A 24193-nucleotide genomic window follows, 5' to 3' on the forward strand; every position below is an offset into this window, starting at 1 on the left:
CATGAGTAAAATAACCTTAAAATTCAATGCTTATTTAACCGTTATCCTGTTCAACCTCAAAATGGCGGTACGCTCTCTTACCGCTCATAAAACACGAGTCTTCTTGACTCTATTATGCATTGCCATCGGGGTAGCTTCGATTGTGATCATGCAAGCAATTGGTACAGAAACTAAGCATCATATTGTTAAGATGGTTTCTTCAATGGGAAGTAATATCATTTCAGTAAAATACAAGGGACAAAAAAACGGCGCTTTCGATTCCCATAATAATTATCTGACGCAAGAGGATATAACGTCACTTTCAGGTAATCCGCATATCAGCCACAGCACTCTATTTTATACTGCGCCAGGAACAATAGTTTCGCCACAAGGTTCTGCTGATGCTCAATTGATTGGCGCTAATGCAGATATCGCGATTATCCGTAATCTGGTGATTGATCGCGGACGTTTTTACACACCACAAGACGATGCTGCCTTGGCAAATGTCGTGGTTTTGGGAGCATCTCTGGCCGAACGACTCTTTCCACAAAAAGAAACCGCATTTGAGCAGAGCATCAAGATCAACGACATCTCAATGCAAGTTATCGGTATCCTGACACAGAAAGGCGAAGGCATGGATGCAGGCGTCGATGATGCCGCATTTTTGCCAGGCAACAGCTATTTGGTACGGCTGTTCGGCCATACACCTCCTGGCGGTATGATGTTGAAAGCCAAAGATGCCTCTCATATTGAGCCGGTTAAATATGCTGTTGAACAACGGTTGTCACGGTTTAAACATCAACAAAGCTATGAGGTACGTAATACCACCGAGTTGTTGAAAACGTTGCATGAGACCCAGTCAAAAATTAATCTTTTCCTACTGTCAATATCATCAGTGACCCTCTTTGTTGCGGGCGTCAGTGTTATGAATACGATTTTAATCAGTGTTAAAGAACGTAGAAGAGAGATTGGTATACGGCTTGCTGTAGGGGCAAGTTATTCCGATATTTTTTACCAGTTTCTTACCGAAGCATTTTTAATTTCATTATTGGGAACATTATTAGGATTATTATGCTCATTTATCGGTTTCAGAATTTTATTACTATTTGATATTGCGGTTGGTTTCTCTTTCTACTCCTTTTTACTCGCATCCCTAGCAGCCTGCTTTATCACCGTAGTGTTTGGTGTATATCCATCACATCGCGCCGCCGCATCAGCGCCAATCGAAGGTATCAGAGAATTGTAACTTGTTTTGTTTCATAAAACTTTTTGGAGACACAATGAAAAATCAGCTTATCTATGAAATTTTACATCGAGAAATCAGAGCGCTTCACCCGGAAGCAGAAATAATACCGGAGGATGAAAATCTTTTTGATATCGGTTTCGATTCGATAAAAATGCTGATGCTGGTTGATCAGCTAAAATGTGCGGGGTATCCAGTCAACTTTGCAGATTTAGCGCGATGGCCGACAATTAACGATTGGGTCAAACTGCTCGCAAGAGATGAATAGCGCTTTCATTATTTCATGATGAATGGTGGATGATCCACGCAGACAGATCCGCAATGACCTGCTCCGGTATCTGACCTGGCTGCAAATAATCCTCTCCACCATCACATCCTGTTGTAGGCAATAAAATATGATTCAATCCAGAGTAGAGTTTGAACTCAGCCTGCCTATTATTTTGCAGTGCCGTTTTCCACATCGTGAAATCAACATTATGCAAAATCTGGAAATCCTGATCTCCCTGGGCAAAAAATAACGGCATTGCAGGCAAGCTGTTTAAGCAGTCAAATGCATGATAATTCTCAATCTGTTTGAGATAACTATCTGGCACTGACAAAAAGCGCTCAAGAGATACTGTATCTTGCTCTTTCCCACAGGGTAATTGGGATAAAATCACCCGGAGTAAATTACGGAAAGGCGCCGCCAACATCGCAATACCCGCAACATTTAAACCCGATTTTTGCTGTAAGTTCTTTGCAATTAATGGGCTGACATATCCGCCGAAACTGTGCCCAACCAGAAATACTGGCACATCGTGAAATTCAATATGTCCCATCAAACCGGCCAGAATATTACAAGCATCGTCAACAATTTCCGTATTGAGATCGACAACCTCAGGGTTCATATTTCTCTGCCGGATACGGTAATAACGTTTGTCAAAACGTACACTCGCAATTCCATATTGACTTAATTCATGTGCCAACATACGAAACAGTGGATTAGGCCCAACATCATAATCCATCGAATGCGGACCAGAACCCGCAAGCAATAATACAAGTGCTTTGGCATCATTATAGGGTGATGGCAAACATACCAAACCATCCGGGACATCTCTAAGACCAAACGTCTTTAACGTTTTTTCGATAAAAATACCCTGTTTTGCATACGCATCAGGTATTGGGCATCGAGATAACGAGAGAGAATTAATTTGCCGATCTTTAATCCCAATATAAAGATTAAACTTTCCATTAAGAGTATTTAGCCGCAGATGACAAGCACCTTGCTGCTGATAAATAATATCGATATCTGAGTTACACAAACTGTCTGCCAATACAGTTAAAGCCAAATCATCAGCCGCCATACGCAATGATTCATTCATTAATTCCCTGGCTGCTTCCCATTGCTCATTAAGCAATGTGGTTATTAATATCTGTATTTCACCTTCCAATGTGACAATTAAATTCTTAATAAGCATGTAATTACTCAACTTATTGCGGCCACAACCGTGATGTATGTACTGATGTATGTACCAAAGTTAAAATCCAGATAGTTCTGATAAACCAGTCGATAACGCCTGAGTGTCCAAATCACGTTCACTTACGAGCCTTAACCTGTTCTCTCCGAGCCGCAAAAATCGCTTTTACGTCGCTATGTTCAACACCATTACTCTCTTTTACAGATTGGCGTGCGATATCAACCTTTCCCTGAAGGAAAGCACGATATTTATGACGCTGGACATATTCACGCATCAGTTCACGGACAACTTGAGAAGCTGGGCGGTGTTCTGCTGCCGTAGCAGCCATAAAGTGATCACGCAGATCTGATTCAAGTTTCATAGTAAAAACAGCTTGTTTACCCATAGTCCCTCCTCGTTTGATATAAAAAAATATATACCATTTCATTATTGACATCCACTCCTACCGACTTAGCCAGGAGTGGATATCCAATGGATTATGCTATTTCTCTCCGCTGTTGAACGGTAACAATATGATCCGCTTTAGCGAGAAGATCGGCATTATGCGAGACAACAATCCACAAACCAGGCCAATGCTCAGGTAAAACAGTCCATAAACGACGGGCCGTATCCGTATCTAATGACGAATCGCAGTTATCAACAATATAAACGTCAGCGGGACGACATAACATCCGGGCCAATGCCAAACGTTGACGCTGGCCGCCAGATAATTGACCGGCACTGCCAGAGTTAATAACGGTATCGAGTCCTTCTGGCAATTCATATGAGCCGGGTGTCAAACCTACCGCCTCCAGCGCCCGTACCATGACATCATCATCGATATCCTTATCACCCAACGCGAGGTTTTGCCTTACGGTTCCACCAAAAAACCCCGCTTTCTGTCTGGCATATCCGATACGTGGATTCCGCCACCAGTTTTCATTGCCCAGAACCTCTCTGTTATTCCAAAGTACACTGCCGGAACTGGATTTTTCCAGACCAATAAGGTAACGCAAAAAGGTGGTTTTACCCGAACCAATATCACCGACAATGCCAATAACCTGATTAGCCGTTGCCTCAAACGAAACAGGGGGCTGAGTTTTCGAATAAGCTAGATGATTAACACTTAGCTTATGCAGGATTTCATCTCGCCCATATTCTTTGCTCTCTTTTTTATCTACTTTATTTGCCAGAAACTGTCTGATTCGGCCATAACACACATCTGCATTTTTGTAATAGGCAACCGACCGACCAAAGAAGAGTATCTGTTCACTGATCCAACCGATATAGGTCAAAAATAGTGCCAGATTCCCTACAGTAAAACTGCCATCAACGATCCGTTTACTCACTATCAATAAAACAGCCGACGTTCCAAGTATGACAATATTTTTGAACAGCCCAGAAAGAAGGTCAGTAAATACCTGATGTTTAGCTTGAATCGCCCGTCGATTGACAAATTTCTGCGACAACCGCTCAACCTGCCCCTCCATTTTGTTGCCAAGGCGCAGATCGCGTATACCCGTTAAGACATCAGTAATCTTACCGGCAATGTCCCCTTGCGATTGACGTTTACTCTTCTGTAAATTCCCTACCTTGCGTTTAAGTATCGCCCCGACCCAAAGACCCACAATCATAGGCATAAGAGCAAGTGTGGTTATTATGTCAGTGTTGATAAGCACAACTAATGCGATAATTAAAAGTAATGCGCGGTAAATAAAATCAGAGGTCCAACTTAGAAACTCCGCAATTTCATCACTATCATCACGAATACGGTTCAGAATATCGCCTTGAGAAAAAGTCTGTCTCTGATTACGGGAACAATGGCTTACTCCCCATAAAACCCGCTCTTTCAGGTAAGCACTGACTTTAAAGATTAACGTAAAATCAAAGGTTAACCCCAGGAACAAAAACAGTGATCGCAAGACCATTGTGGCAATTGCAGAGGCAAGCAACCACCAGACAACAGGGTTAGTTGGCTCATTCATCGCTCTATCGAGTAATTTACTGATTAAGTAACCAATCAATAGAGGAAAACCATGCATCAGTGTCCACACGAACATGGTAATGAAATAGAGCGGAGCAAACTTTTTTATCAGCTCAATCAAGGCTGGTAACATTTTAAGCTTAGTTGATACATTGGATATAGTCATACCATGAGTCCATGATTGCTCGTTAACGTTGCAATTTCGGCTTCGGGGACTCGCTGTTGAATCCGCCCATCATCGATAATGATAATTTCATCAACGACCGAAAGTGTGTGAAGGCGATGTGCGACCATCACGACAGTGCAATTGTGACTTAACTTTTCAAGCAATTTCAGCCAACTCTCTTCCGTTCGGGGATCAAGTTGAGAAGTTCCTTCATCAATAATAACCAACGAGCAATGCTGTAACATCACCCTGGCACCCGCTATCATTTGAATTTCTCCTGCTGATAGCATCAGACCATGAGTACCAACCTGTGTATCAAGGCCATCTGGCAGTGCCCTCACCCATTCAAGCGCATCTAATTCTTGAAGAACCTCCCAAATTTGATCATCAGATATTTCATTACTGAAAAGCGTTAAATTTTCCCGCAATGTTGTGGAAAACAGATGAGAACGTTGACTAAGAACAGCAATCTTTTTCGCAAACTCTTCCGGCTTAATCGTTGAGACATCGACATTGCCAATGGTCACTCTTCCTGAATCGGGTCGCGCAAATCCACACATCAAATTAAGAATGGTACTTTTTCCCGCCCCCGTTCTACCAATAATGCCAATTTTACTCCCCGGAGCGACGTAAAAATTAACGCCGTGCAAAACCTGCGTTTCTTCTCCGTTATAACTGAAATCAACATTATCGAAATGGATAGCGAGAGGACCATCAGGCAATAAATTATCCGATGATTTATCAGGGGCGCCTTCATTTAACATTTTTGCCGAAAGTGACAAAGCAGCAAATAATTTCTGTATCAGCTCTATTTCCGATGACATATCCTCCACCGGCTCCCGAAGTTTATCAACGTAGAGATAAACCATCGTTAATGTACCGATACTTAAGCTGTTCTCACCAAGTAATTGAAGCCCAAAACCAAAACCTATACCGAAACAGAGTGCAAAGAAGATCTGGGTAATTGGCCAAAAAGCCCGGCCGCCAATATAAGCACTGCGTTCAAATTTGAGCAATATTGACAACATCTTACGAAATGCAATGGCAGGCCAATGCGCCTGCGACAATGGCTGTAAATCATCCATTGCATGTAATGAATCACCGACAAAACCAAAGATTCGAGCTTTTTCATTTCGCGCAATTAGCCAACGACGAACAGAAAGTCTGGTTAACTGAATCAACACATACGCCACGAGTATGACGACGATTGCTATGGCAATACCAGCCTGAGGCATGACGCTGAATATAATGACCAATGTCCCTAGTGTCAGCGCTAAATTAGCAATGGCCTTAAAGCCTGCTTTAGAAATCGTTTTTCCTATAATATCAGCATTACCTTCGATATTTTCCAGCAATTCTCCCTGTGATCGCCGTTCTATTTCCAATACAGGTAAAACTGTCATCACATGGTGAAAGAGCTTATATCTAATGGTATCAGCAATACCCCAACCAGCTTTGGTGCTCATGTAACTGGTTACCAGACTACCGATAACACCAATCGACGCAATAAAAACATAAATGATTGCCAACATGATAAGTTGATCAACAGTCGTTCCTGATGTCGCCTTATCAACATAATTCCTGATAATATAAGGACCGCTTAGATCGCACGATAATGTAACGGTTAAGGCCAAAAACGCACATACAACTGTCCCCTTAAATGGTACGGCACTCTGTAGCAGTATCCGCCATACAGTTAAATTCTTTGACATGACACTTTTCATCTTTAGGTTATGGCACCTCATTCAAATTAGAGATGTTATTTGCAATATCAGTGTATGCAGCCAACATCAAAGTTATTAATAACAGATAGATCACAACAGCAAGATCTAGTTCACATTTAGTAAAATGCAATTATCGCAAAATACTCGCATTTATCACGATCTGATTGAAATGTTTATAAACGCTATCACAAGAAAATAGCCGAAAAATAAAATTGATATCTTATTCTACAATGTCAATACCTTTATTAGGTCATTTAACAACCTAATCGTCAGATACATTCTCAATATAAATAAACTAACTTATTCCAAACGATAAAAGGGCCTTTCGGCCCAAGTAATCGTTTGCGCAATTAGTCCAAAATAACACCGATACGACGCGCTACCTCTTCATACGCTTCAATCAGACCACCAAGACTTTGGCGGAAGCGATCTTTATCCATTTTGTTCAACGTCTCTTTGTCCCACAAACGGCTACCATCAGGAGAGAATTCATCCCCTAGAACTACCTGCCCTTTGAACAAACCAAATTCCAGTTTGAAATCAACCAAAATTAAACCCGCATCATCAAACAATTTGCTCAATACTTTATTGGCCTTGTAGCTCAATTCTTTCATTTCAGCCAGATGTTCTTTGCTAACCCAACCAAAAGTTTCACAATAAGATTCATTCACCATTGGATCGTGCTTAGCATCATTTTTCAGAAACAGATCGAACAGAGGTGGATTCAATACCAGACCTTCCTCAATACCAAGGCGTCTGACCAATGAACCCGCAGCCCGATTACGCACAACACATTCAACCGGCACCATATCCAGCTTTTTAACTAATACCTCAGTGTCCGATAACAGTCGTTCCATTTGCGTCGGAATCCCTGCTTCTGCCAATTTGCTCATAATGAAATGGTTAAATTTATTATTCACCATCCCCTTACGATCAAACTGTTCAATACGCTCGCCATCCAATGCTGATGTATCATTACGGAACTCCAACACTAACAAATCAGGATCATCCGTGGTGTACACCGTTTTTGCCTTTCCACGATACAACTCAGCTTTTTTTTGCATCTTATATACTCCAGAGATATTACTACTATACAAATACCAAAGATAAATAATAAAACAGATTGCTGACAAAATCCTGCCCAAAGGGCCGATTTTTTCTATATCGAAAAGAAATGATGTGGAGAGGATATTCTTCACACTGCGCTAGTTTGTTTTTTTATCCGAGATGTTAGAAATCAAAACTGGCTTTAAAAAACAACGCCCTATCAATAAGCTGGCCTGCATACGCAGGCCTCTTTTCAGTGGATCCCATGCAAAGCATTTTCTGTCTGGAGAGAAAGGGGCGAAAATTGACCCGCTCTCAGTTCTGTCAGCGCATAGAGGAGACGTCCCATCCTGCCATTACCATCAGTGAAACCGTGAAAACCGACGACAGCAGCAAAGAGCTGTTTCCCAATCTGGGGATCTTCCTTATCCAATGTCTCTAAATGATGTGCCAGCATTGCCGCGCCGCCTATACTGGAAGGAAGGCTCCCACCGCTAATGGCTGGACCACGATAATCACGCTCTATGTTTGGAACCAGTCTATGATGAAGCTCCTTAAGGACTTGGCTATCAGTGAGATCTTTTCCATTATGGGTATACTCCTTGAGTAGCGCGGTGAAGTTACTCCATTCGTTCCCCTTTGAACTGGATGCCTTAAGTATCCAGGCGGCAGCGCGGTCAACATTATCAGTTAGCTTATTTGGGTTATAAGACTCTTCAGAAAGAATTTCAGCATAAATGCCCTGATTAAGATCTTGGCCTCCTATTACTTCTTGATGATGTTGAGCTGCCAGCAAGTTCTTCTCTTCCATCATCAAAACTGGCTCAAGACTGGCAACAGCATTAGCAGCCGAAGGTTGCTTACGCAATTGTTCAAGACTGACAAACTCCTGCTTAGGGGCAACCAATTTGTTGGTCAATTGAGCTGTTGCCTGATGTCCCATCAGATCCTGTAATTTTTTACCGGTTTCTGTATTTTGTAGCAACTCTGACATAGTACGCTGTAGCAAAAGCGTATGTTCAGCCAACATGCCTTCTGTCATTTTATGTGTATCTACTGTTCTTAATTTCTCTAGTACTTGTTCTGGTGTCCGTAAGCTGCCATCCTTAAACAACATACGAGCATGGCTAACCGAATCTGTGCTCTGTAGACGCTGCTGTTGCGCCCCTTCGGTAGAAAAGAGGGTTTTAGTCACCTCTTTAGCCACTGAGGCACTACTGCCATGCAAGAAAAATTTACTTACCCCTTCAAAGAAACGGGCAAGTTGATTGCTTTTTGGATGCGTACGCAAAACCTGTTGCAGATCTGCATTAATATGGTATTCATGGCCGGCAATTTGCAATTTACCTTCGTTACGAACCTGCTCTTGTATTTGTGATGAGGCATGTTGTAATGCGGTAAGATTCTTAAATTCGATCATAAATCATTCTCCTGTCATAAGACGACGGCAAGGTATTTTTCTGTGATAGTGACGATGGAAATGTATTTGCCCAAGTAATAAATTCAGACAATTCATGTTCCAACTTATTGGCCGTTAGATGTAGCAAGGGTAATATTCTATACGCAACGACCCCAAGCTCTTGATGCCAACCAACACTAGGTAACTGATTATTTAATGGATTAAGTGCTATATTGAGCAAATAACGAAGAGTGTCAGCATCGGCTGAATCTGGAAGTACCATATCTATCTGGCCAATAATGACTAAATATTCTTCCTGGCGACGCAAAATAACAGGCATAGCATTATCAATGAGTAAGAAGCAATTTCCCTCTTCATCAAAAGAGAGTCCATTCATACCCAATTTGGCTGCCAGTTCGGTCATTAATATATTAGTAAGATAATCATTCATAGTGGAGAAAGTAAATCCAATCATTTCGATGATAGGATTTTAAGCTTTCAGCAATAGGATGGCTGTCATATCTAGTCTATCTTTTGTATATTGGTAACCAATATTAGGCTGTTGTATACCCGTTATCTTTCAAGTTGCCTCTTTGTTGGCTGCGCTCACTCACCCCGGTCACATCGTTATCTATGCTCCCAGGGATTCGCTCCCTTGCCGTCGCGATCCATCTTGAAATCCATAGGGATAGATAAATGCAAAATTGACAATCGAATCAAAGCGCTCACCAAACGGCCAGCGCTTTGTCAATAATCTGAGGGGCTTTTCACCCCTTTATTAAACCTATAATCCTGAGGTCTGGCTGAAAGCAGCCTTCAACGCTGCAACCAATTCATCATTTTGTGATTGGGTCAACGGCTTACCTTTATCACTAATAAACTGTAAGCTGCTCCGGTTATTCAAATCACCAACCTGTAATTTGTAATCACCTTCACTAATGGATGGTTCATTCACACCCATTGATTTCCAACTAGATGAACTGAGGCTTTTATAAGTTACAGTAATAGAGCCCGTTGAACGGCTGCGGCTACCCACTTTCATACCTACTTTTTCCAGTGCTGCCGGTAATCTATCCCAAACAATATTATATGGTGCCCGAACAATCATCTGAGGTAATCCAGATGTATCACCACCACTCTGTACGTCCAATGAACCTAGATTACGCGCCACAGAGTCATCGCTAATACGTTCACGCTGCTGGTTTACACCTTCAATTAATTCATTGAGCATCAGTGCGTTATAACGTTGGATTTCAAGAGGATCTGTTATCTGATGATCGCCTTGTCTCAACCCTTCATTAGTCACGGATAATTCAATCTGATAGCTCTGGCGTGCAACACTAATACGATGACGAGTCTGATATGGAACATTTTCATCTGCTCGCGGCCAATCGATCCAATCGGTTGTCAATGTCTGGCTAGCATCATCACGTTGGCTAACTTGGAAACCTTTTTTCAATAGCACATTGTTAATCTGTGACCACAGATGACTATTCTCAGGAGTGCTTTCAAGTAGCAACTTACTGCTCTTTACACTGTTTTCAGTACGGGAACCACTCAATAGGGCTAGTGCCTGAGATGGCGGGCGAATATCAAGCGCTTTCCCAACCTGCCCTTTAGAGGCTATTGCTGGAATATCATATTCACCATTCTGCAATGGCAATACCATACCCGCAGGAACTTTCAACGCCTTCCGGGGAGGTGTTTCAAGATATGTCTCATCATCATTGACTTGGCGTTTATAGCTCTGGTCGCTGGAACAAGCTGCCAATAACATGACAAGTGACATACCAGCAACCTTCATCACCTTCGATTTTTGCAACAATATTGCCATTAAAATTCCCTAAATTTTACAATAATCCGGCCATTTTCAAGGCTTTTTCAACTGAGACTTTTCCTGCATCCGTCAATGGCGTCATCGGCAGACGCACGGTGTCATCAGCAATCAAACCCAATTTATGACATCCCCATTTAACTGGAATCGGGTTAGGTTCAACAAATAGCTGACGGTGTAATTCCATCAGACGGTTATTTAACTTACGCGCCTCTGCAAACTGGCCGTTTAATGCCAATTCACAAAACTTAGCAACATCAGGCGCTGCAATGTTTGCAGTAACCGAAATAACCCCTTTGCCACCAAGCTGAATAAAATCCAACCCACTTGTATCATCACCACTCAATAAAATGAAACTATCATCATTAACCAATTCTTGGATTTGACTAACGCGATTTAAGTTCCCTGTAGCTTCTTTAATTGCGACAATATTTTTAATCTTCGCCAAACGCGCTACAGTTGATGGCAGCAGATCACACCCGGTACGAGAAGGCACATTATACAAAATTTGTGGTAAATCCGTATTTTCAGCAATCGTTTTGAAATGCTGATATAAACCTTCCTGCGACGGCTTATTATAATAAGGCGTTACCGTTAGGCAACCAACAACGCCACTGTTTTCAAAACGTTTCGTTAGGGATATTGCCTCAGCAGTCGCATTTGCACCTGTTCCGGCAATAACCGGAATACGCCCATCAGCCAATTCTACGGTTGTCAAAACAACATCACCGTGTTCATCATGACTTAATGTGGCAGATTCTCCGGTTGTCCCTACCGAGACTATCGCTGATGTCCCACTAGCAACATGGTAATCGATTAACTTTTTCAAACTGGCCTTATCAACCTGACCACTCGCATCCATTGGTGTTACCAGCGCAACAATGCTACCTGTAAATTCAAATCTCCCGCTAGACATTACATAACCCCCTATACAAACAAGAGTTCCATGGTACTTTTTAGTCATTCAGAAGGAAACTATTTAACACAGGATTTCAATGAATTTTGTTAATACCAGATAACCTCTGTTAAAAAGAAGTGATAACCAAAGTAATTTATTGAAATTCAATGATAGAGCATGGGAATACAATAGAACAACTTTGATGCAATTGACCTTGGCAGCATAGCCTTTTTATGTTTACCTTAACGAAACCACAGCAGAGAAGGAAAAGTGACTTTGCCACAATCAGAACAACATTTTCTCGTTATAACCGCTTTAGGTGCTGACCGTTCTGGTATCGTCAACACCATTACTCGTCTTGTGAGTGAGTGTGGTTGTAATATTGAAGACAGCCGATTAGCCATGTTTGGCGAGGAATTCACCTTCATTATGCTACTTTCCGGTAGTTGGAATGCTATCACAATGATTGAATCCTCACTGCCACAGAAAGGGGCCGAGCTCGATCTTCTTATCGTAATGAAACGCACAAAGTGCGATACCCACACAACATTTCCTTCCACGGTTTCCGTTAAAGTTGATGTTGATGATTCACCCGGTATTGTTGAGCAGTTTACCAATCTGTTTACTACACAGGATTTTAATATTGCTGAACTGGTATCAAAAACACATCCACCAGAAGGCGATACCCCTGCTCGGTTGCAGATCCAGATTACCGCCCACAGTCTGGAGGATGACGGCATAATTATTAAGCAGGCGTTTAATAAGCTATGTACAGATCTAAATGCACAAGGCAGTATTAGTATTCTTGAACCACTTTAGTTGAAAGATTAAACGGAGAATACGGGATGAACCCATTGAAAGCCGGTGATAAGGCCCCTCAGTTCAGCCTTCCTGACCAAGATGGAGAAACAATCAATTTATCTGATTTCGAAGGCCAGCGTGTTTTAGTCTATTTTTACCCTAAAGCAATGACTCCTGGTTGTACTGTACAAGCCTGTGGTCTGCGCGATGAAATGGATACATTAAAGGAATCAGGTGTTGAAGTGCTAGGCATTAGCACAGATAACCCAAGTAAATTGTCACGCTTTGTGGAGAAAGAAATGCTGAACTTCACATTGTTGTCCGACGAGGATCACCAAGTTGCTGAACAGTTTGGTGTCTGGGGCAAGAAACAATTTATGGGAAAAACCTACGATGGTATCCACCGTATCAGTTTCCTGATTGATACCAACGGTAATATTGAGCACGTTTTTGATAAATTTAAGACCAGTGATCACCACCAAATCGTGGTGGATTATCTGAAACTGCACCCTTAAATAGAAAATGACTCAAAATTTAATCACGCTCATTTAACAGCTCAAGATGCCAGGGGCAAGTACGGGAGGGATATCACCAACCCGTGCTTCCTCTAATAACGGGTACCCGCATCATTAAAAATAAATTTACTCTTTCATTTCATCGTCTTCTATTATAACTATATCTTCCGGCCAGGCTTGGATCACCGCTTTAATCAGCGTCGCCAGCGGAATAGCAAAAAATATGCCCCAAAATCCCCACAAACCACCAAAAGTAATCACAGAAAGAATGATTACCAACGGGTGCAAGTTTACGGCTTCAGAGAATAAAATCGGCACCAGCAAGTTACCATCCAGCCCCTGAACAACCAAATAGGCAATAATCAAAGTCCAGAAATCTGTTCCGACTCCCCATTGAAATAGCGCAACCAGTACAACAGGAATCGTGACAATCAACGCACCCACATAAGGAATTAACACTGACAGACCAACCAAAACAGAAAGCAGCAATGAATAATCCAATCCAAGAAATGCAAACACCGCGTAGGTACAAATACCGACGATCACCATCTCGGTGACTTTACCCCGAATATAGTTAGTGATTTGCTGGTTCATCTCGCGCCATACCTGCCCGGCCAAAATGCGGTTACGTGGCAGGACCCGTTGCAATGCTTGCAACATCTGGTTTTTATCTTTTAGCAAGAAAAAGGCCATCAGTGGCACAAGAATCAGATAGATAGCCAGCGTTAACAAACCAATCAGTGAAGCCACCGAAAATTTCACTACAGACTCTCCGGCAGTTGAAATCTTACTGCGCAAATTTTCGGCCATCATATCAATGATGCCAGCATCAACCAAAGCCGGATAACGGGCTGGTAATGTCTGGGCATATTCATTAAACCGATTAATCATATTGGGTATATCTGACAACAGATTAATTCCCTGCTGCCATACAGTTGGCGCCACAATCAAGATGACCAACAAACTAATACTGGAAAAAATAATCAGCACAATACAAACAGCCACTGTGCGCGAACATCCCAGTCTTTCAAGTTTAGCCGTTGGCCATTCCAACAAATAGGCAAGAACAATCGCCACCAGCAAAGGTGTCAAAATGCCATGTAAGAAATAAATAATGCAAAACCCTGCCAACAAGATGACAAATAACGCAATAACTTGCGGATCAGTAAACCGACGGCGATACCACTGTATAATCATATCCAGCATTGACCAGGCTCCTTGATAGCAATATTCATATTTCTATTTTTCTTAAAAATTGATTAATTTTAAGGTACCCTTGTTTATCATACACGCATTATCTAAAACGATGGTCAAATGAGAGCATTTTTGTTTTATGAAAATAATGTCTAATCAATCTCTGACAGCAATATTAATCAGTACATTGTTGCTAACAAGCTCCCCTGTTCTCAGCGCCTCCATTGAAGATTCATTGCCGGATATCGGTACCACGGCAGGTTCAATCCTGAGCATCAATCAGGAACTGGCAATGGGCGATTTCTACGTTCGCCAGATGCGTGACAATGCTCCGCTGATTTATGACCCATTATTGACACAATACATTAATGCCCTTGGACAAAGGTTAGTGGCTCATGCAGACTCAGTTAAAACGCCTTTCCATTTCTATCTGATTGATAACCCGAATATCAATGCTTATGCTTTCTTTGGCGGTAATGTAGTACTCCATGCTGCACTTTTTCGTTATAGCCGTAATGAAAGCGAGCTTGCCTCCGTAATGGCTCACGAAATTTCCCACGTTACTCAACGCCACCTGGCACGAATGATGGAAGATCAGCAACGTACAGCACCGCTAGCCTGGGCAGGTACGTTGGGTTCTATTCTTTTGCTAATGGCTAGCCCACAAGCAGGGATGGCAGCCCTCAGCGGCACTATTGCCGGTATACAACAAGGCATGATCAGTTTTACTCAATCCAATGAACAAGAAGCTGATCGTATTGGCATGCAGACATTACGCAAAGCTGGCTTTGATCCTCAAGGTATGCCAGATTTTATGCAAATCATGGTAGATCAAACCCGTTACAGTTCTAAGCCACCAGAAATGTTACTCACTCACCCGTTACCTGACAGCCGCCTTGCTGATGCACGTAACCGCGCTAATCAATACCCGGCCCAGAACATTCCACAATCTCAAGATTTTCTGTTCGCCAGAGTTCGTGTTATGGGCATGTACACCACCGAGCAACGCGGCTATCTTGAGCAAATTTTAGAAAATTATCGAAGAGGCACAGCTAAAGAGCAACTTGCCGCCGCTTATGGCCGGGCAATCTTGCTTTCTCAAGATAAAAAATACACTGAGGCACGGGCTATTCTGGAACCACTGTTAGCAAAACAACCGGATAATGTCTGGTTCATTGACACAATAACTGATATCGACATTGAACAGAACCGAATTGCTCAGGCTATCACCCGGTTACAGAACGCTTTGCAGAAACAAAAGGACAATTTGGTATTGCAAATCAATCTCGCTAATGCACTTATTCACGCAAAACAATATCAACAGGCTTTAAAACTGCTTCATCGCTATACCTTCAATAATCCAGATGATCCCAACGGTTGGCACCTGATAGCCGAAGCTGCCGCCAAACAAGGAAAACGCCATGAAGAATTATCAGCACATGCTGAAGAAATGGCACTTCGCGGTCAGTTTGACAATGCCATCAAATACCTCAGTAGTGCCAGCGCACTCGTAAAATTAGGCAGCTACGATCAAGCACGTTATGATGCTCGTATCGATCAATTACGCCAGCTACAACAGCGTTACAGTCAATACAAACGTTAAGGAATTCTCATGCAACAGGTGACGATTTATCATAATCCCCGCTGCTCCAAAAGCCGTGAAACTTTGGCTCTTATTGAAGAACGGGGAATTAAACCACAGATTATTCTCTATCTGGAGGCTCCTCTCGCTGTAGAGCAATTATCTATTCTGCTAGAACAGCTTGGTTTTCATGATGCACGCCAATTGATGAGAACGAAAGAAGAGCTATACAAAGAGTTGAATCTGGCTGATGAAAAACTCAGTCAGCATGATTTACTAAAAGCGATGATTGCCAATCCTAAACTGATTGAACGCCCGATCGTAGTTTGCGGTGATAAAGCTAGGCTTGGGCGCCCACCGGAAAAAGTAAAAGAACTTCTTGATTGATAAGAATATACCCAATGGATTTCAAGATGGATCGCGACGGCAAGGGAGCGAATCCCCGGGAGCATAGATAACGATGTGACCGGGGTGAGTGAGTGCAGCCAACAAAGAGGCAACTTGAAAGATAACGGGTATAGATGTGATGATGGTGACACCACCATCATCTTCAAAGGTACAAAATATCCTTCACAAATGGAATCGTCAGCTTGCGCTGGGCCACTATCGAAGCGTGATCTAACTGATTCAATGCCATAAACAAAGTCCGCATTTCTCTGTCTAATCTTTTCAGTAAAAAGCGCCCTACATCTTCTGGCAATTCAAAGCCGCGTAACTTCGCTCGCAATTGCAAGGCTTGTAATTTCTCATCATCAGAAAGCGGTTGTAATTTATAAATTTGCCCCCAATCCAGACGAGAAGCCAAATCAGGTAACTTAAGATTAATCTGGCGAGGTGGGCGATCGCCGCTAATAAGCAAACATGTGCGACCGATCTCTAGAATACGATTATAAAGATTGAAGATTGCCATTTCCCACTCTTCATCACCAGCAATACTCTCAATATTATCAATACAAACCAGTGATAAGTGTTCCATGCCATCAAGCACTTCAGGGATAAAATAAGCACGTTTATCCAGCGGAACATAACCCACAGCTTCATCTTTCAGGGACAATTCAGCACAGGCGGCATGCAACAAATGACTTCGGCCCCCACTGTCACGGGACCAAAAATAAATATAGCTGCCATGCGGCTGATTAATGGCCAATTTGATTGCAGCTAACAAGGTGGCATTTTCCCCCGGAAAGAAACTGGCAAAAGTTTCATCATCGGGAAGATACAAAGGTAACGAAAGCTGCGATGGCGTGTTCAGAAGCACCTCAAACAGAGCTGGTAATAAACGCCAACAAGTTTATCACAGAAAATAGTTGTAAATGAACTGTATAGGTAAATAATAAAAAAACTATTTTTAGGATTCAATAGGTTAAACCCTTTTCAGGCTCATACGCGCATAATATTTCGTCATAACACAGAATGGACCGCAAATTCCTATAAAATATTCCGCATGTAAGAACAGGAAAAATTTAAGTTTTCAGTCCTATGTTATTTAAGAATTATGTTATTCAAGAGCTATATTATTCAAGAAAAAGCCATCAGATAGTGAGTTTTATTCATTCTTAGCAGAGATCAATGTAATAGCTCTTTACTGATAACAAAAAGGCGATGGTAGTGATAATCCTTATCATGACCCCAGCAATAATTAGCCCAAGTTACATAAAAGTCATCCCATGAGGTCATCAGGTTTAGTGGACGCTCTTCTTTGGTGCCATCAGAAACATATACGTGATACTCATTAATGCTGATAGCCCAAGCAATCATACGTTCCCAAAACCTACGTCCATCTAGCGTTTGCTCACTGTCAGATACAATAATGGAATATCGTTCAAGGAAAAACTTAAAAAACTCTTGTGGCAAGCCTCTCACTGCTCCGTCATGTTGAGGAAGGACTGTACGCCGCACAAGTATCTGTGTGCATGTTTTTTTTGATGGAACAATATGTTCCATAAATTCGAGCTTTACCGCATAAACCGTCTCCGGCATATCTACATCAGTCACCAATCTATATTGATTGCCAGAAACAGATGTCAGTAAACGGTAACCATATGGAGTAACCAATCCAGGCAACGAAAAGTCTTTCACCCCGCGTTCAATGAAAGCCTGAGTGTGTTCTACATTTTTCTCTGTCATGTTAAGTTTGATATCGAAATCTGCTTCTGGGATTAATACTGGCATTTTTTCTTTCACTTTATAATCATTCATCATTTCCTCCAGCGGTTGTCGGAGCACTTCTGACAAAAAACCGAAACCTTTAATTCCATAACTAAAATTTTCACACTAATACCCTATGGATTTCAAGATGCATCGCGGCGGCAAGGGAGCGAATCCCCGGGAGCATAGATAACTATGTGACCGGGGTGAGTGAGTGCAGCCAACAAAGAGGCAACTTGAAAGATGACGGGTATATACAATACAAACGAAGATCACATCCCATCCCTATTCCTTAAACTATTCTTGATTAATATGCGAACAAAATCGCAACATATTTAACATAAGTTGCTAGTCTTAATAAAAAGTGAAAGTTCTCAGCAACCACTTATCCCATAAGAAACGATATAACAAACTGGAGATTGAACAATGAAAAAAATCCTATTGTGTTGTGCGGCCGGTATGTCCACCAGCATGCTGGTACAACGCATGCAGGCAGAAGTGATAAAACGGGCATTGGACATTGAGATCAAGGCTGTTCCCACGGTTGAATTAGAACACATGATAGCCGACGCTGACGTTGTTTTACTCGGCCCACAGGTGAGGTATCAATTAGCCCATTTTTCCGCTATCGCCAAACCACTTGGTAAACCAATAGACGTTATTGACATGATGGATTATGGCACTCTTCGTGGTGATAAGGTTCTCGATAAGGCATTAAGCCTGTTGGAATAAGCAATTTCATCATCACGCGGAGTACCCTCATGAGTCTCTATACCTCTTTTATGCGTGTTTTAGAAAACCACATTATCCCATTTGCCGGGCGAATCGGTAACCAGCGGCATATTACAGCAATGCGTGACGGCTTTATCTCAGCCATGCCATTTTTGATCATCGGCAGCATAATGTTAATTGTGGCAAACCCACCCTTCGATTTACAGACTGCATCCTCATTCGGCCAAGCTTGGTTGTCCTTTGCCAAAACTCACTGGGACACCATCACAATGCCTTACTTTATGACGATGGGATTAATGAGTGTCTTTGTTTCGGTCGGTACCGCCTACAGTTTAGCTAAATCCTACGGTCTGGACGGGTTAACTTCGGCTTTACTGTCACTAATGGCGTTTTTGCTAGCAGCAGCACCACAAATAGAAAACAAAATAGCACTCGATTTCCTTGGTGGCACAGGTGTATTTACCGCATTAATTTGCGCTATCTGGTCAGTTGAATTAACGCGTTTACTAAAAAAATATAACATCACCATTCGAATGCCAACACAAGTGCCACCAGCAATCGCCCGTTCTTTTGAACTTCTGTACCCAGTTATAGGTATCTTGCTGACAGTTTATCCCGTCAGCTTGCTATTACAGAGTGAATTCAATCTACTTATTCCCGCAGCCATAATGCAGATGTTCCACCCACTCATTTCTGTCGGTGATACTCTGCCTGCCATTATATTGGCACTACTCATTTCTAACCTACTGTGGTTTGCCGGTATTCATGGCGCTAATATTGTCACTGGCTTGATGGCCCCTATTTTTATGGCAAATATTGCTGCCAATGCAACATTAATGGCTCAAGGTACTGCTACAACACACATTTTTACTGACCCTTACTGGTCGTTTTATATCTGTATTGGTGGCTCTGGTTCTACACTGGTTCTGGCGATTCTTTATCTGCGCAGCCGTTCTATACATTTGCGTACTATCGGAAAACTGAGCGTGGTTCCGTCCATATTCAATATTAACGAACCACTACTGTTTGGCTCACCGATTGTGATGAATCCAACCTTATTCATTCCATTACTGGTTGTGCCATTGGTCAATGCAGTATTGTCCTACAGCGCCCTGCATCTTGACCTGGTGCATAAAATGGTCGCCATTTCGCCCTGGACTACACCGGCGCCATTCGGCGCAATGATTTCCGCCGCCTGGGATTATCGTGCGGCAGTGCTAGTGATCATACTCACGATAATCGACCTCTTTATCTGGTATCCCTTCTTCAAAATTTATGAAAAACAGTTGGTCAACGAAGAAGATAAACAGCGAGAAAACACAGCATCCACTGGTGTAGAAACTCAATCCCAACCCTAATTTTCGGAGGCTTTACACATGGATTTAGAAAAAACGATTGATTTAGAAAAAACGATTGTAGAACTGCTGGTTCATGCTGGAAGCGCACGCAGTCATGCACTAATGGCATTACAACATGCCAGAAACGGTGACTTTCAAACAGCACAAACACTGATGGCAGAATCCCAGCAGGCAATCAAAGAAGCACACACGATTCAAACTACCCTCATCGGATTGGATGAAGGCTGCGGTAAATTACCTGTCAATCTCATCACCGTCCATGCGCAAGATCATTTAATGAACGCAATGGTTATTCAAGATCTTGCCAGCGATATGATTGAACTCTATCGCCGAATACCATCGCAAGAGGAAAAGATATGAAACGAATCAAAATAGCCGTTATTGGTGGCGGTAGCAGCTACACACCTGAATTAGTCGAAGGGCTTATTCAACACCAAAAAAACATTCCATTATCTGAACTGGCATTGGTTGACATTGACAGTGGAAAACAGAAAGTAGAAATTATCGCCGCGCTTACTCGCCGTATGTTAGCTCGTCACGGCATGGAACACGTTATTGTCAGCATCCATTTCACACCCGATAACGCCATTCGCGGCGCCAATTTTATTTTAACTCAACTGCGTGTCGGCCAGCTTCCGGCTCGCGCCGCGGACGAGCGTCTGGGGCTAAAATATGGCTTGATCGGTCAGGAAACTACCGGCGTAGGCGGCTTTGCCAAAGCATTACGTACCATCCCCGTTTTGCTGGATATTGCCCATAAAGTTGAAAAACTTGCACCAGACGCGTGGATTATTAACTTCACCAATCCAGCCGGGATCGTTACCGAAGCGATTTCCCGCTATAGCAAAGCAAAAATTATCGGCCTATGTAATGTCCCGGTCACAATGCATCACATGATAGCTAATATGCTACAACGCCCTTATCAGGATGTGCAGTTACGCTTTGCCGGGCTGAATCATATGGTCTGGGTACATCAAGTACTGGTTGCAGGTCAGGATAAAACTCAACAGGTACTTGATATGCTATGCAATGGTGCAGTCTTAACCATGAATAATATTCAAGAGGCGCCCTGGCCTCCACCACTGCTCAAGGCTCTAGGCGCGATACCCTGCCCTTATCACCGCTACTTCTACCAAGCCCGCAATATGTTACAGGAAGAGCGCGAGGCTGCATTCGAACAAGGCACACGAGCAGAACAAGTCATGAAAGTAGAACAGGAACTATTTGAACTGTATGCTGATCCAGAACTCGATCACAAGCCAGAACAACTCAGTTTCCGCGGTGGTGCATTCTATTCTGAGGTTGCACTGGATCTGATTTGCGCCATTCATAACAATCTCGATAGCCAATTGGTCGTCAATACCACAAACCACGGTGCTATTCGAGGTTTACCGGACGATGCTGTCATTGAAACCAACTGTATTATTAATGCAGAAGGCGCCCACCCGCTGACGTTCGGCCGCCTGCCTGACAGTATGTATGCTCTGACACAACAGATAAAAACCTATGAACGCTTAACGATCAAAGCAGCGATTCATGGCGATCGCAATGCTGCACTGTTGGCACTGATCACCAACCCACTGGTTGCCGATATAGACATTGCTTCACCACTATTGGATGACATATTAACGATAAACCGTGATTATCTGCCGCAATTCCAATGAATAAGCGGTACCTGATGAGTTAATTTGAAATCAGAACAAGCATAAAATTAAAGCGATATCTGCTATTTCTGACTAATAGATATCGCTAACTAACTTTGTAACCTCGGTGGCGAACATTTACTTTCCTGCCTCCCTTACGAATAAAATAATGACCATCATCCCCGCCTCTTCATAATGAAAACGACTCAAAGCGGGGAAATCAGCCCAAGTTTATTACCCCATTATTTACCGTGCTTAACAGATTCAACGGAAGATTCAATATATCGTTCTTCGGGACGGAAAACCGTGACCAGACGGAAAATCAAACTCATACCGATACCTACGATCGTTGCCAGCGCCATGCCTTTAAGTTCAGCAACACCGATATTAATTTTCGCCCCACTGACGCCAATGATAAGAATCACGGAAGTCAGGATAAGATTTTGTGCTTTGTTGTAATCTACTTTTGAATCAATCAGCACTCGAATACCTGACGCGCCAATAACGCCATAAAGCAACAGCGAGACACCTCCCATGACCGGAATCGGCACGGCCTGAATTGCTGCCGCCAATTTACCGACGCAGGAGAGCAAAATCGCCAGCACCGCAGCACCACCAATAACCCAGGTACTGTAAACTTTGGTAATTGCCATGACACCAATATTCTCGCCATAAGTTGTATTTGGCGTTGAACCAAAGAAACCGGAAATCACGGTTGAAAAACCATTTGCAAACATAGAACGGTGCAAACCCGGCTCTTTTAGCAAATCTTTCTTCACAATATTCGCCGTTACAACTAAATGACCAACATGTTCAGCTATGACAACCAGCGCCGCAGGCAAGATAGTCATAATAGCGAACCATTCAAAACGTGGTGTATAAAAAGTTGGCAATGCAAACCACGGCGCTTCACGTACCGGCGTCAGATCAACTACGCCCATCAGGAACGCCAACGCATAACCTACCAATACGCCAATAAGAATCGGGATGATAGCCAAGAATCCACGGAACATAACTGAACCAAGAACGGTTACCGCCAGTGTTACCAGAGAAATGGTCAATGTTGTTGAATCAACATCGGCACCTTCCGCCGGACGCAAACCTGCCATATCAGCCGCAACACCGGCAAAGCACCGCAGCACCACCAATAACCCAGGTACTGTAAACTTTGGTAATTGCCATGACACCAATATTCTCGCCATAAGTTGTATTTGGCGTTGAACCAAAGAAACCGGAAATCACGGTTGAAAAACCATTTGCAAACATAGAACGGTGCAAACCCGGCTCTTTTAGCAAATCTTTCTTCACAATATTCGCCGTTACAACTAAATGACCAACATGTTCAGCTATGACAACCAGCGCCGCAGGCAAGATAGTCATAATAGCGAACCATTCAAAACGTGGTGTATAAAAAGTTGGCAATGCAAACCACGGCGCTTCACGTACCGGCGTCAGATCAACTACGCCCATCAGGAACGCCAACGCATAACCTACCAATACGCCAATAAGAATCGGGATGATAGCCAAGAATCCACGGAACATAACTGAACCAAGAACGGTTACCGCCAGTGTTACCAGAGAAATGGTCAATGTTGTTGAATCAACATCGGCACCTTCCGCCGGACGCAAACCTGCCATATCAGCCGCAACACCGGCAAAGCACCGCAGCACCACCAATAACCCAGGTACTGTAAACTTTGGTAATTGCCATGACACCAATATTCTCGCCATAAGTTGTATTTGGCGTTGAACCAAAGAAACCGGAANACCAGCGCCGCAGGCAAGATAGTCATAATAGCGAACCATTCAAAACGTGGTGTATAAAAAGTTGGCAATGCAAACCACGGCGCTTCACGTACCGGCGTCAGATCAACTACGCCCATCAGGAACGCCAACGCATAACCTACCAATACGCCAATAAGAATCGGGATGATAGCCAAGAATCCACGGAACATAACTGAACCAAGAACGGTTACCGCCAGTGTTACCAGAGAAATGGTCAATGTTGTTGAATCAACATCGGCACCTTCCGCCGGACGCAAACCTGCCATATCAGCCGCAACACCGGCAAGTTCCAGACCGATAACAGCAACAATCGCCCCCATTGCCGCAGGTGGAAACAGCGCATTAATCCAACTTCGCCCTGCCACCTTAACAATCAGTGAAACCAGACAAAACAGCACGCCACATATAATAAAACCACCCAAAGCTAATTCATATCCCAGAGGCAACAACAATAAGACCGGTGAAATAAAAGCAAAGCTCGATCCCAAATACGCCGGAACCTTTCCTTTGCAAATCACCAGATACAACAATGTACCGATACCATTAAATAGCAGAACTGTCGCTGGGTTGATTTTAAACAAAATCGGCACCAATACCGTCGCACCAAACATAGCAAAAAGATGCTGGAAGCTGAGTGGAATGGTCTGTAAAAAAGGAGGCCGCTCATCTACCCCAATAATGCGACGGGTCATCTTATTTATCCTCTTAATATTATCGCGTCAGAA

Annotated in this window: 22 protein-coding genes and 3 pseudogenes; 10 read left to right on the plus strand and 15 right to left on the minus strand. The window is 42.9% G+C overall.

The window, feature by feature from the left end:
* Position 1 precedes the first annotated feature (1 nt).
* Together AAC155_RS03515 and AAC155_RS03520 are read left to right on the plus strand one after the other, a co-directional pair.
* The gene (locus AAC155_RS03515; protein WP_113041124.1) at positions 2-1225 is read left to right on the plus strand and encodes an ABC transporter permease; all 1224 of its coding nucleotides are present in this window, start codon (positions 2-4) and stop codon (positions 1223-1225) included.
* Between the two features lie 34 nt (positions 1226-1259).
* A complete protein-coding gene (locus tag AAC155_RS03520) occupies positions 1260-1490 on the plus strand; it encodes a phosphopantetheine-binding protein (protein ID WP_113041045.1) in 231 nt (76 codons plus the stop codon).
* A 13-nt stretch (positions 1491-1503) separates the two neighbouring features.
* On the opposite strand, the gene AAC155_RS03525 is transcribed toward AAC155_RS03520, so the two are convergent.
* From AAC155_RS03525 to dapA, 9 genes are all read right to left on the minus strand, one after another.
* Positions 1504-2679 (minus strand): alpha/beta hydrolase, encoded by a 1176-nt coding sequence (locus AAC155_RS03525; protein WP_113041046.1) that lies wholly within the window; start codon positions 2677-2679, stop codon positions 1504-1506.
* Between the two features lie 118 nt (positions 2680-2797).
* Complete coding sequence (locus tag AAC155_RS03530; RefSeq protein WP_113041047.1) at positions 2798-3064, minus strand: antitoxin of toxin-antitoxin stability system; 267 nt, start codon at positions 3062-3064, stop codon at positions 2798-2800.
* A gap of 91 nt (positions 3065-3155) precedes the next feature.
* Positions 3156-4808: an ATP-binding cassette domain-containing protein gene (locus AAC155_RS03535; protein WP_113041048.1), complete on the minus strand. Its 1653-nt coding sequence runs from the start codon at positions 4806-4808 to the stop codon at positions 3156-3158.
* Positions 4805-6520, minus strand: coding sequence for an ABC transporter ATP-binding protein (locus AAC155_RS03540; protein ID WP_228900064.1), 1716 nt, complete (start codon positions 6518-6520; stop codon positions 4805-4807). Before AAC155_RS03540 ends, AAC155_RS03535 begins: the two co-directional genes overlap by 4 nt.
* A gap of 362 nt (positions 6521-6882) precedes the next feature.
* A complete protein-coding gene (gene purC, locus AAC155_RS03545; RefSeq protein ID WP_113041049.1) occupies positions 6883-7596 on the minus strand; it encodes a phosphoribosylaminoimidazolesuccinocarboxamide synthase in 714 nt (237 codons plus the stop codon).
* Between the two features lie 236 nt (positions 7597-7832).
* Positions 7833-8999: a VopS family T3SS effector adenosine monophosphate-protein transferase gene (locus AAC155_RS03550; protein ID WP_113041050.1), complete on the minus strand. Its 1167-nt coding sequence runs from the start codon at positions 8997-8999 to the stop codon at positions 7833-7835.
* Positions 8986-9429, minus strand: coding sequence for a type III secretion system chaperone (locus AAC155_RS03555; RefSeq protein ID WP_158536479.1), 444 nt, complete (start codon positions 9427-9429; stop codon positions 8986-8988). The genes AAC155_RS03550 and AAC155_RS03555 overlap by 14 nt, the downstream gene beginning before the upstream one ends.
* Positions 9430-9762: 333 nt before the next feature.
* Entirely contained in the window at positions 9763-10812 is a 1050-nt protein-coding gene (gene bamC / locus AAC155_RS03560; protein ID WP_113041052.1) for an outer membrane protein assembly factor BamC, read from the minus strand.
* Positions 10813-10828: 16 nt separating this feature from the next.
* Positions 10829-11728 (minus strand): 4-hydroxy-tetrahydrodipicolinate synthase, encoded by a 900-nt coding sequence (dapA, locus tag AAC155_RS03565; protein WP_113041053.1) that lies wholly within the window; start codon positions 11726-11728, stop codon positions 10829-10831.
* A gap of 258 nt (positions 11729-11986) precedes the next feature.
* On the opposite strand from dapA, the gene AAC155_RS03570 reads away from it, so the two are divergent.
* Complete coding sequence (locus AAC155_RS03570) at positions 11987-12529, plus strand: glycine cleavage system transcriptional repressor (protein WP_113041054.1); 543 nt, start codon at positions 11987-11989, stop codon at positions 12527-12529.
* 26 nt (positions 12530-12555) lie between these two features.
* Positions 12556-13026, plus strand: coding sequence for a thioredoxin-dependent thiol peroxidase (gene bcp, locus AAC155_RS03575; protein WP_113041055.1), 471 nt, complete (start codon positions 12556-12558; stop codon positions 13024-13026).
* A gap of 126 nt (positions 13027-13152) precedes the next feature.
* On the opposite strand, the gene AAC155_RS03580 is transcribed toward bcp, so the two are convergent.
* Positions 13153-14232 (minus strand): AI-2E family transporter, encoded by a 1080-nt coding sequence (locus tag AAC155_RS03580; RefSeq protein WP_113041056.1) that lies wholly within the window; start codon positions 14230-14232, stop codon positions 13153-13155.
* 127 nt (positions 14233-14359) lie between these two features.
* Here AAC155_RS03580 and AAC155_RS03585 point away from each other — a divergent pair, with 127 nt between their 5' ends.
* Positions 14360-15823, plus strand: a complete 1464-nt coding sequence (locus AAC155_RS03585) for a beta-barrel assembly-enhancing protease (protein ID WP_113041057.1) — start codon at positions 14360-14362, stop codon at positions 15821-15823.
* A 9-nt stretch (positions 15824-15832) separates the two neighbouring features.
* Complete coding sequence (arsC, locus tag AAC155_RS03590; protein WP_113041058.1) at positions 15833-16189, plus strand: arsenate reductase (glutaredoxin); 357 nt, start codon at positions 15833-15835, stop codon at positions 16187-16189.
* Between the two features lie 163 nt (positions 16190-16352).
* On the opposite strand, the gene hda is transcribed toward arsC, so the two are convergent.
* Positions 16353-17060 (minus strand): DnaA inactivator Hda, encoded by a 708-nt coding sequence (gene hda, locus AAC155_RS03595; RefSeq protein WP_113025619.1) that lies wholly within the window; start codon positions 17058-17060, stop codon positions 16353-16355.
* A gap of 308 nt (positions 17061-17368) precedes the next feature.
* Positions 17369-18001, minus strand: coding sequence for a hypothetical protein (locus tag AAC155_RS03600; RefSeq protein WP_191214729.1), 633 nt, complete (start codon positions 17999-18001; stop codon positions 17369-17371).
* A gap of 375 nt (positions 18002-18376) precedes the next feature.
* Here AAC155_RS03600 and AAC155_RS03605 point away from each other — a divergent pair, with 375 nt between their 5' ends.
* Genes AAC155_RS03605 through AAC155_RS03620 form a run of 4 tightly spaced genes read left to right on the plus strand, consistent with a single transcriptional unit; the run spans position 18377 to position 21704 of the window.
* On the plus strand, positions 18377-18682 hold the full coding sequence (locus AAC155_RS03605) for a PTS sugar transporter subunit IIB (protein ID WP_112877714.1): 306 nt from the start codon (positions 18377-18379) through the stop codon (positions 18680-18682).
* 29 nt (positions 18683-18711) lie between these two features.
* Positions 18712-20040, plus strand: a complete 1329-nt coding sequence (locus tag AAC155_RS03610; protein WP_113041059.1) for a PTS sugar transporter subunit IIC — start codon at positions 18712-18714, stop codon at positions 20038-20040.
* Between the two features lie 18 nt (positions 20041-20058).
* Positions 20059-20400 carry a PTS lactose/cellobiose transporter subunit IIA gene (locus tag AAC155_RS03615; RefSeq protein WP_191214731.1) on the plus strand — a complete coding sequence of 114 codons (342 nt, stop codon included), beginning with the start codon at positions 20059-20061 and terminating at the stop codon, positions 20398-20400.
* Positions 20397-21704 (plus strand): 6-phospho-beta-glucosidase, encoded by a 1308-nt coding sequence (locus tag AAC155_RS03620; RefSeq protein WP_113041060.1) that lies wholly within the window; start codon positions 20397-20399, stop codon positions 21702-21704. Before AAC155_RS03615 ends, AAC155_RS03620 begins: the two co-directional genes overlap by 4 nt.
* A gap of 221 nt (positions 21705-21925) precedes the next feature.
* On the opposite strand, the pseudogene uraA reads toward AAC155_RS03620, so the two are convergent.
* The 3 pseudogenes from uraA to AAC155_RS03635 form a co-directional block, all read right to left on the minus strand.
* A pseudogene (gene uraA, locus AAC155_RS03625) lies at positions 21926-22810 on the minus strand (uracil permease); the annotation flags it as partial.
* 1 nt (position 22811) lies between these two features.
* A pseudogene (locus AAC155_RS03630) lies at positions 22812-23339 on the minus strand (solute carrier family 23 protein); the annotation flags it as partial.
* Between the two features lie 13 nt (positions 23340-23352).
* Positions 23353-24160: pseudogene (locus AAC155_RS03635) on the minus strand (solute carrier family 23 protein); the annotation flags it as partial.
* Positions 24161-24193 lie beyond the last annotated feature (33 nt).

The organism is Photorhabdus sp. HUG-39 (genome assembly GCF_963878365.1).
Lineage (GTDB): Bacteria > Pseudomonadota > Gammaproteobacteria > Enterobacterales > Enterobacteriaceae > Photorhabdus > Photorhabdus kayaii.

Excerpts from the sequence above, each read along its gene's own strand:
- bamC (WP_113041052.1), bottom strand. The coding sequence starts at position 10,812 with ATGGCAATATTGTTGCAAAAATCGAAGGTGATGAAGGTTGCTGGTATG.
- AAC155_RS03615 (WP_191214731.1), top strand. The coding sequence starts at position 20,059 with ATGGATTTAGAAAAAACGATTGATTTAGAAAAAACGATTGTAGAACTG.
- AAC155_RS03540 (WP_228900064.1), bottom strand. The coding sequence starts at position 6,520 with ATGTCAAAGAATTTAACTGTATGGCGGATACTGCTACAGAGTGCCGTA.
- AAC155_RS03555 (WP_158536479.1), bottom strand. The coding sequence starts at position 9,429 with ATGAATGATTATCTTACTAATATATTAATGACCGAACTGGCAGCCAAA.
- AAC155_RS03525 (WP_113041046.1), bottom strand. The coding sequence starts at position 2,679 with ATGCTTATTAAGAATTTAATTGTCACATTGGAAGGTGAAATACAGATA.
- arsC (WP_113041058.1), top strand. The coding sequence starts at position 15,833 with ATGCAACAGGTGACGATTTATCATAATCCCCGCTGCTCCAAAAGCCGT.
- AAC155_RS03605 (WP_112877714.1), top strand. The coding sequence starts at position 18,377 with ATGAAAAAAATCCTATTGTGTTGTGCGGCCGGTATGTCCACCAGCATG.
- AAC155_RS03515 (WP_113041124.1), top strand. The coding sequence starts at position 2 with ATGAGTAAAATAACCTTAAAATTCAATGCTTATTTAACCGTTATCCTG.
- dapA (WP_113041053.1), bottom strand. The coding sequence starts at position 11,728 with ATGTCTAGCGGGAGATTTGAATTTACAGGTAGCATTGTTGCGCTGGTA.
- AAC155_RS03550 (WP_113041050.1), bottom strand. The coding sequence starts at position 8,999 with ATGATCGAATTTAAGAATCTTACCGCATTACAACATGCCTCATCACAA.
- AAC155_RS03520 (WP_113041045.1), top strand. The coding sequence starts at position 1,260 with ATGAAAAATCAGCTTATCTATGAAATTTTACATCGAGAAATCAGAGCG.
- purC (WP_113041049.1), bottom strand. The coding sequence starts at position 7,596 with ATGCAAAAAAAAGCTGAGTTGTATCGTGGAAAGGCAAAAACGGTGTAC.
- AAC155_RS03530 (WP_113041047.1), bottom strand. The coding sequence starts at position 3,064 with ATGGGTAAACAAGCTGTTTTTACTATGAAACTTGAATCAGATCTGCGT.
- bcp (WP_113041055.1), top strand. The coding sequence starts at position 12,556 with ATGAACCCATTGAAAGCCGGTGATAAGGCCCCTCAGTTCAGCCTTCCT.
- AAC155_RS03585 (WP_113041057.1), top strand. The coding sequence starts at position 14,360 with ATGAAAATAATGTCTAATCAATCTCTGACAGCAATATTAATCAGTACA.
- AAC155_RS03535 (WP_113041048.1), bottom strand. The coding sequence starts at position 4,808 with ATGACTATATCCAATGTATCAACTAAGCTTAAAATGTTACCAGCCTTG.
- AAC155_RS03580 (WP_113041056.1), bottom strand. The coding sequence starts at position 14,232 with ATGCTGGATATGATTATACAGTGGTATCGCCGTCGGTTTACTGATCCG.
- AAC155_RS03610 (WP_113041059.1), top strand. The coding sequence starts at position 18,712 with ATGAGTCTCTATACCTCTTTTATGCGTGTTTTAGAAAACCACATTATC.
- AAC155_RS03600 (WP_191214729.1), bottom strand. The coding sequence starts at position 18,001 with ATGAATGATTATAAAGTGAAAGAAAAAATGCCAGTATTAATCCCAGAA.
- AAC155_RS03620 (WP_113041060.1), top strand. The coding sequence starts at position 20,397 with ATGAAACGAATCAAAATAGCCGTTATTGGTGGCGGTAGCAGCTACACA.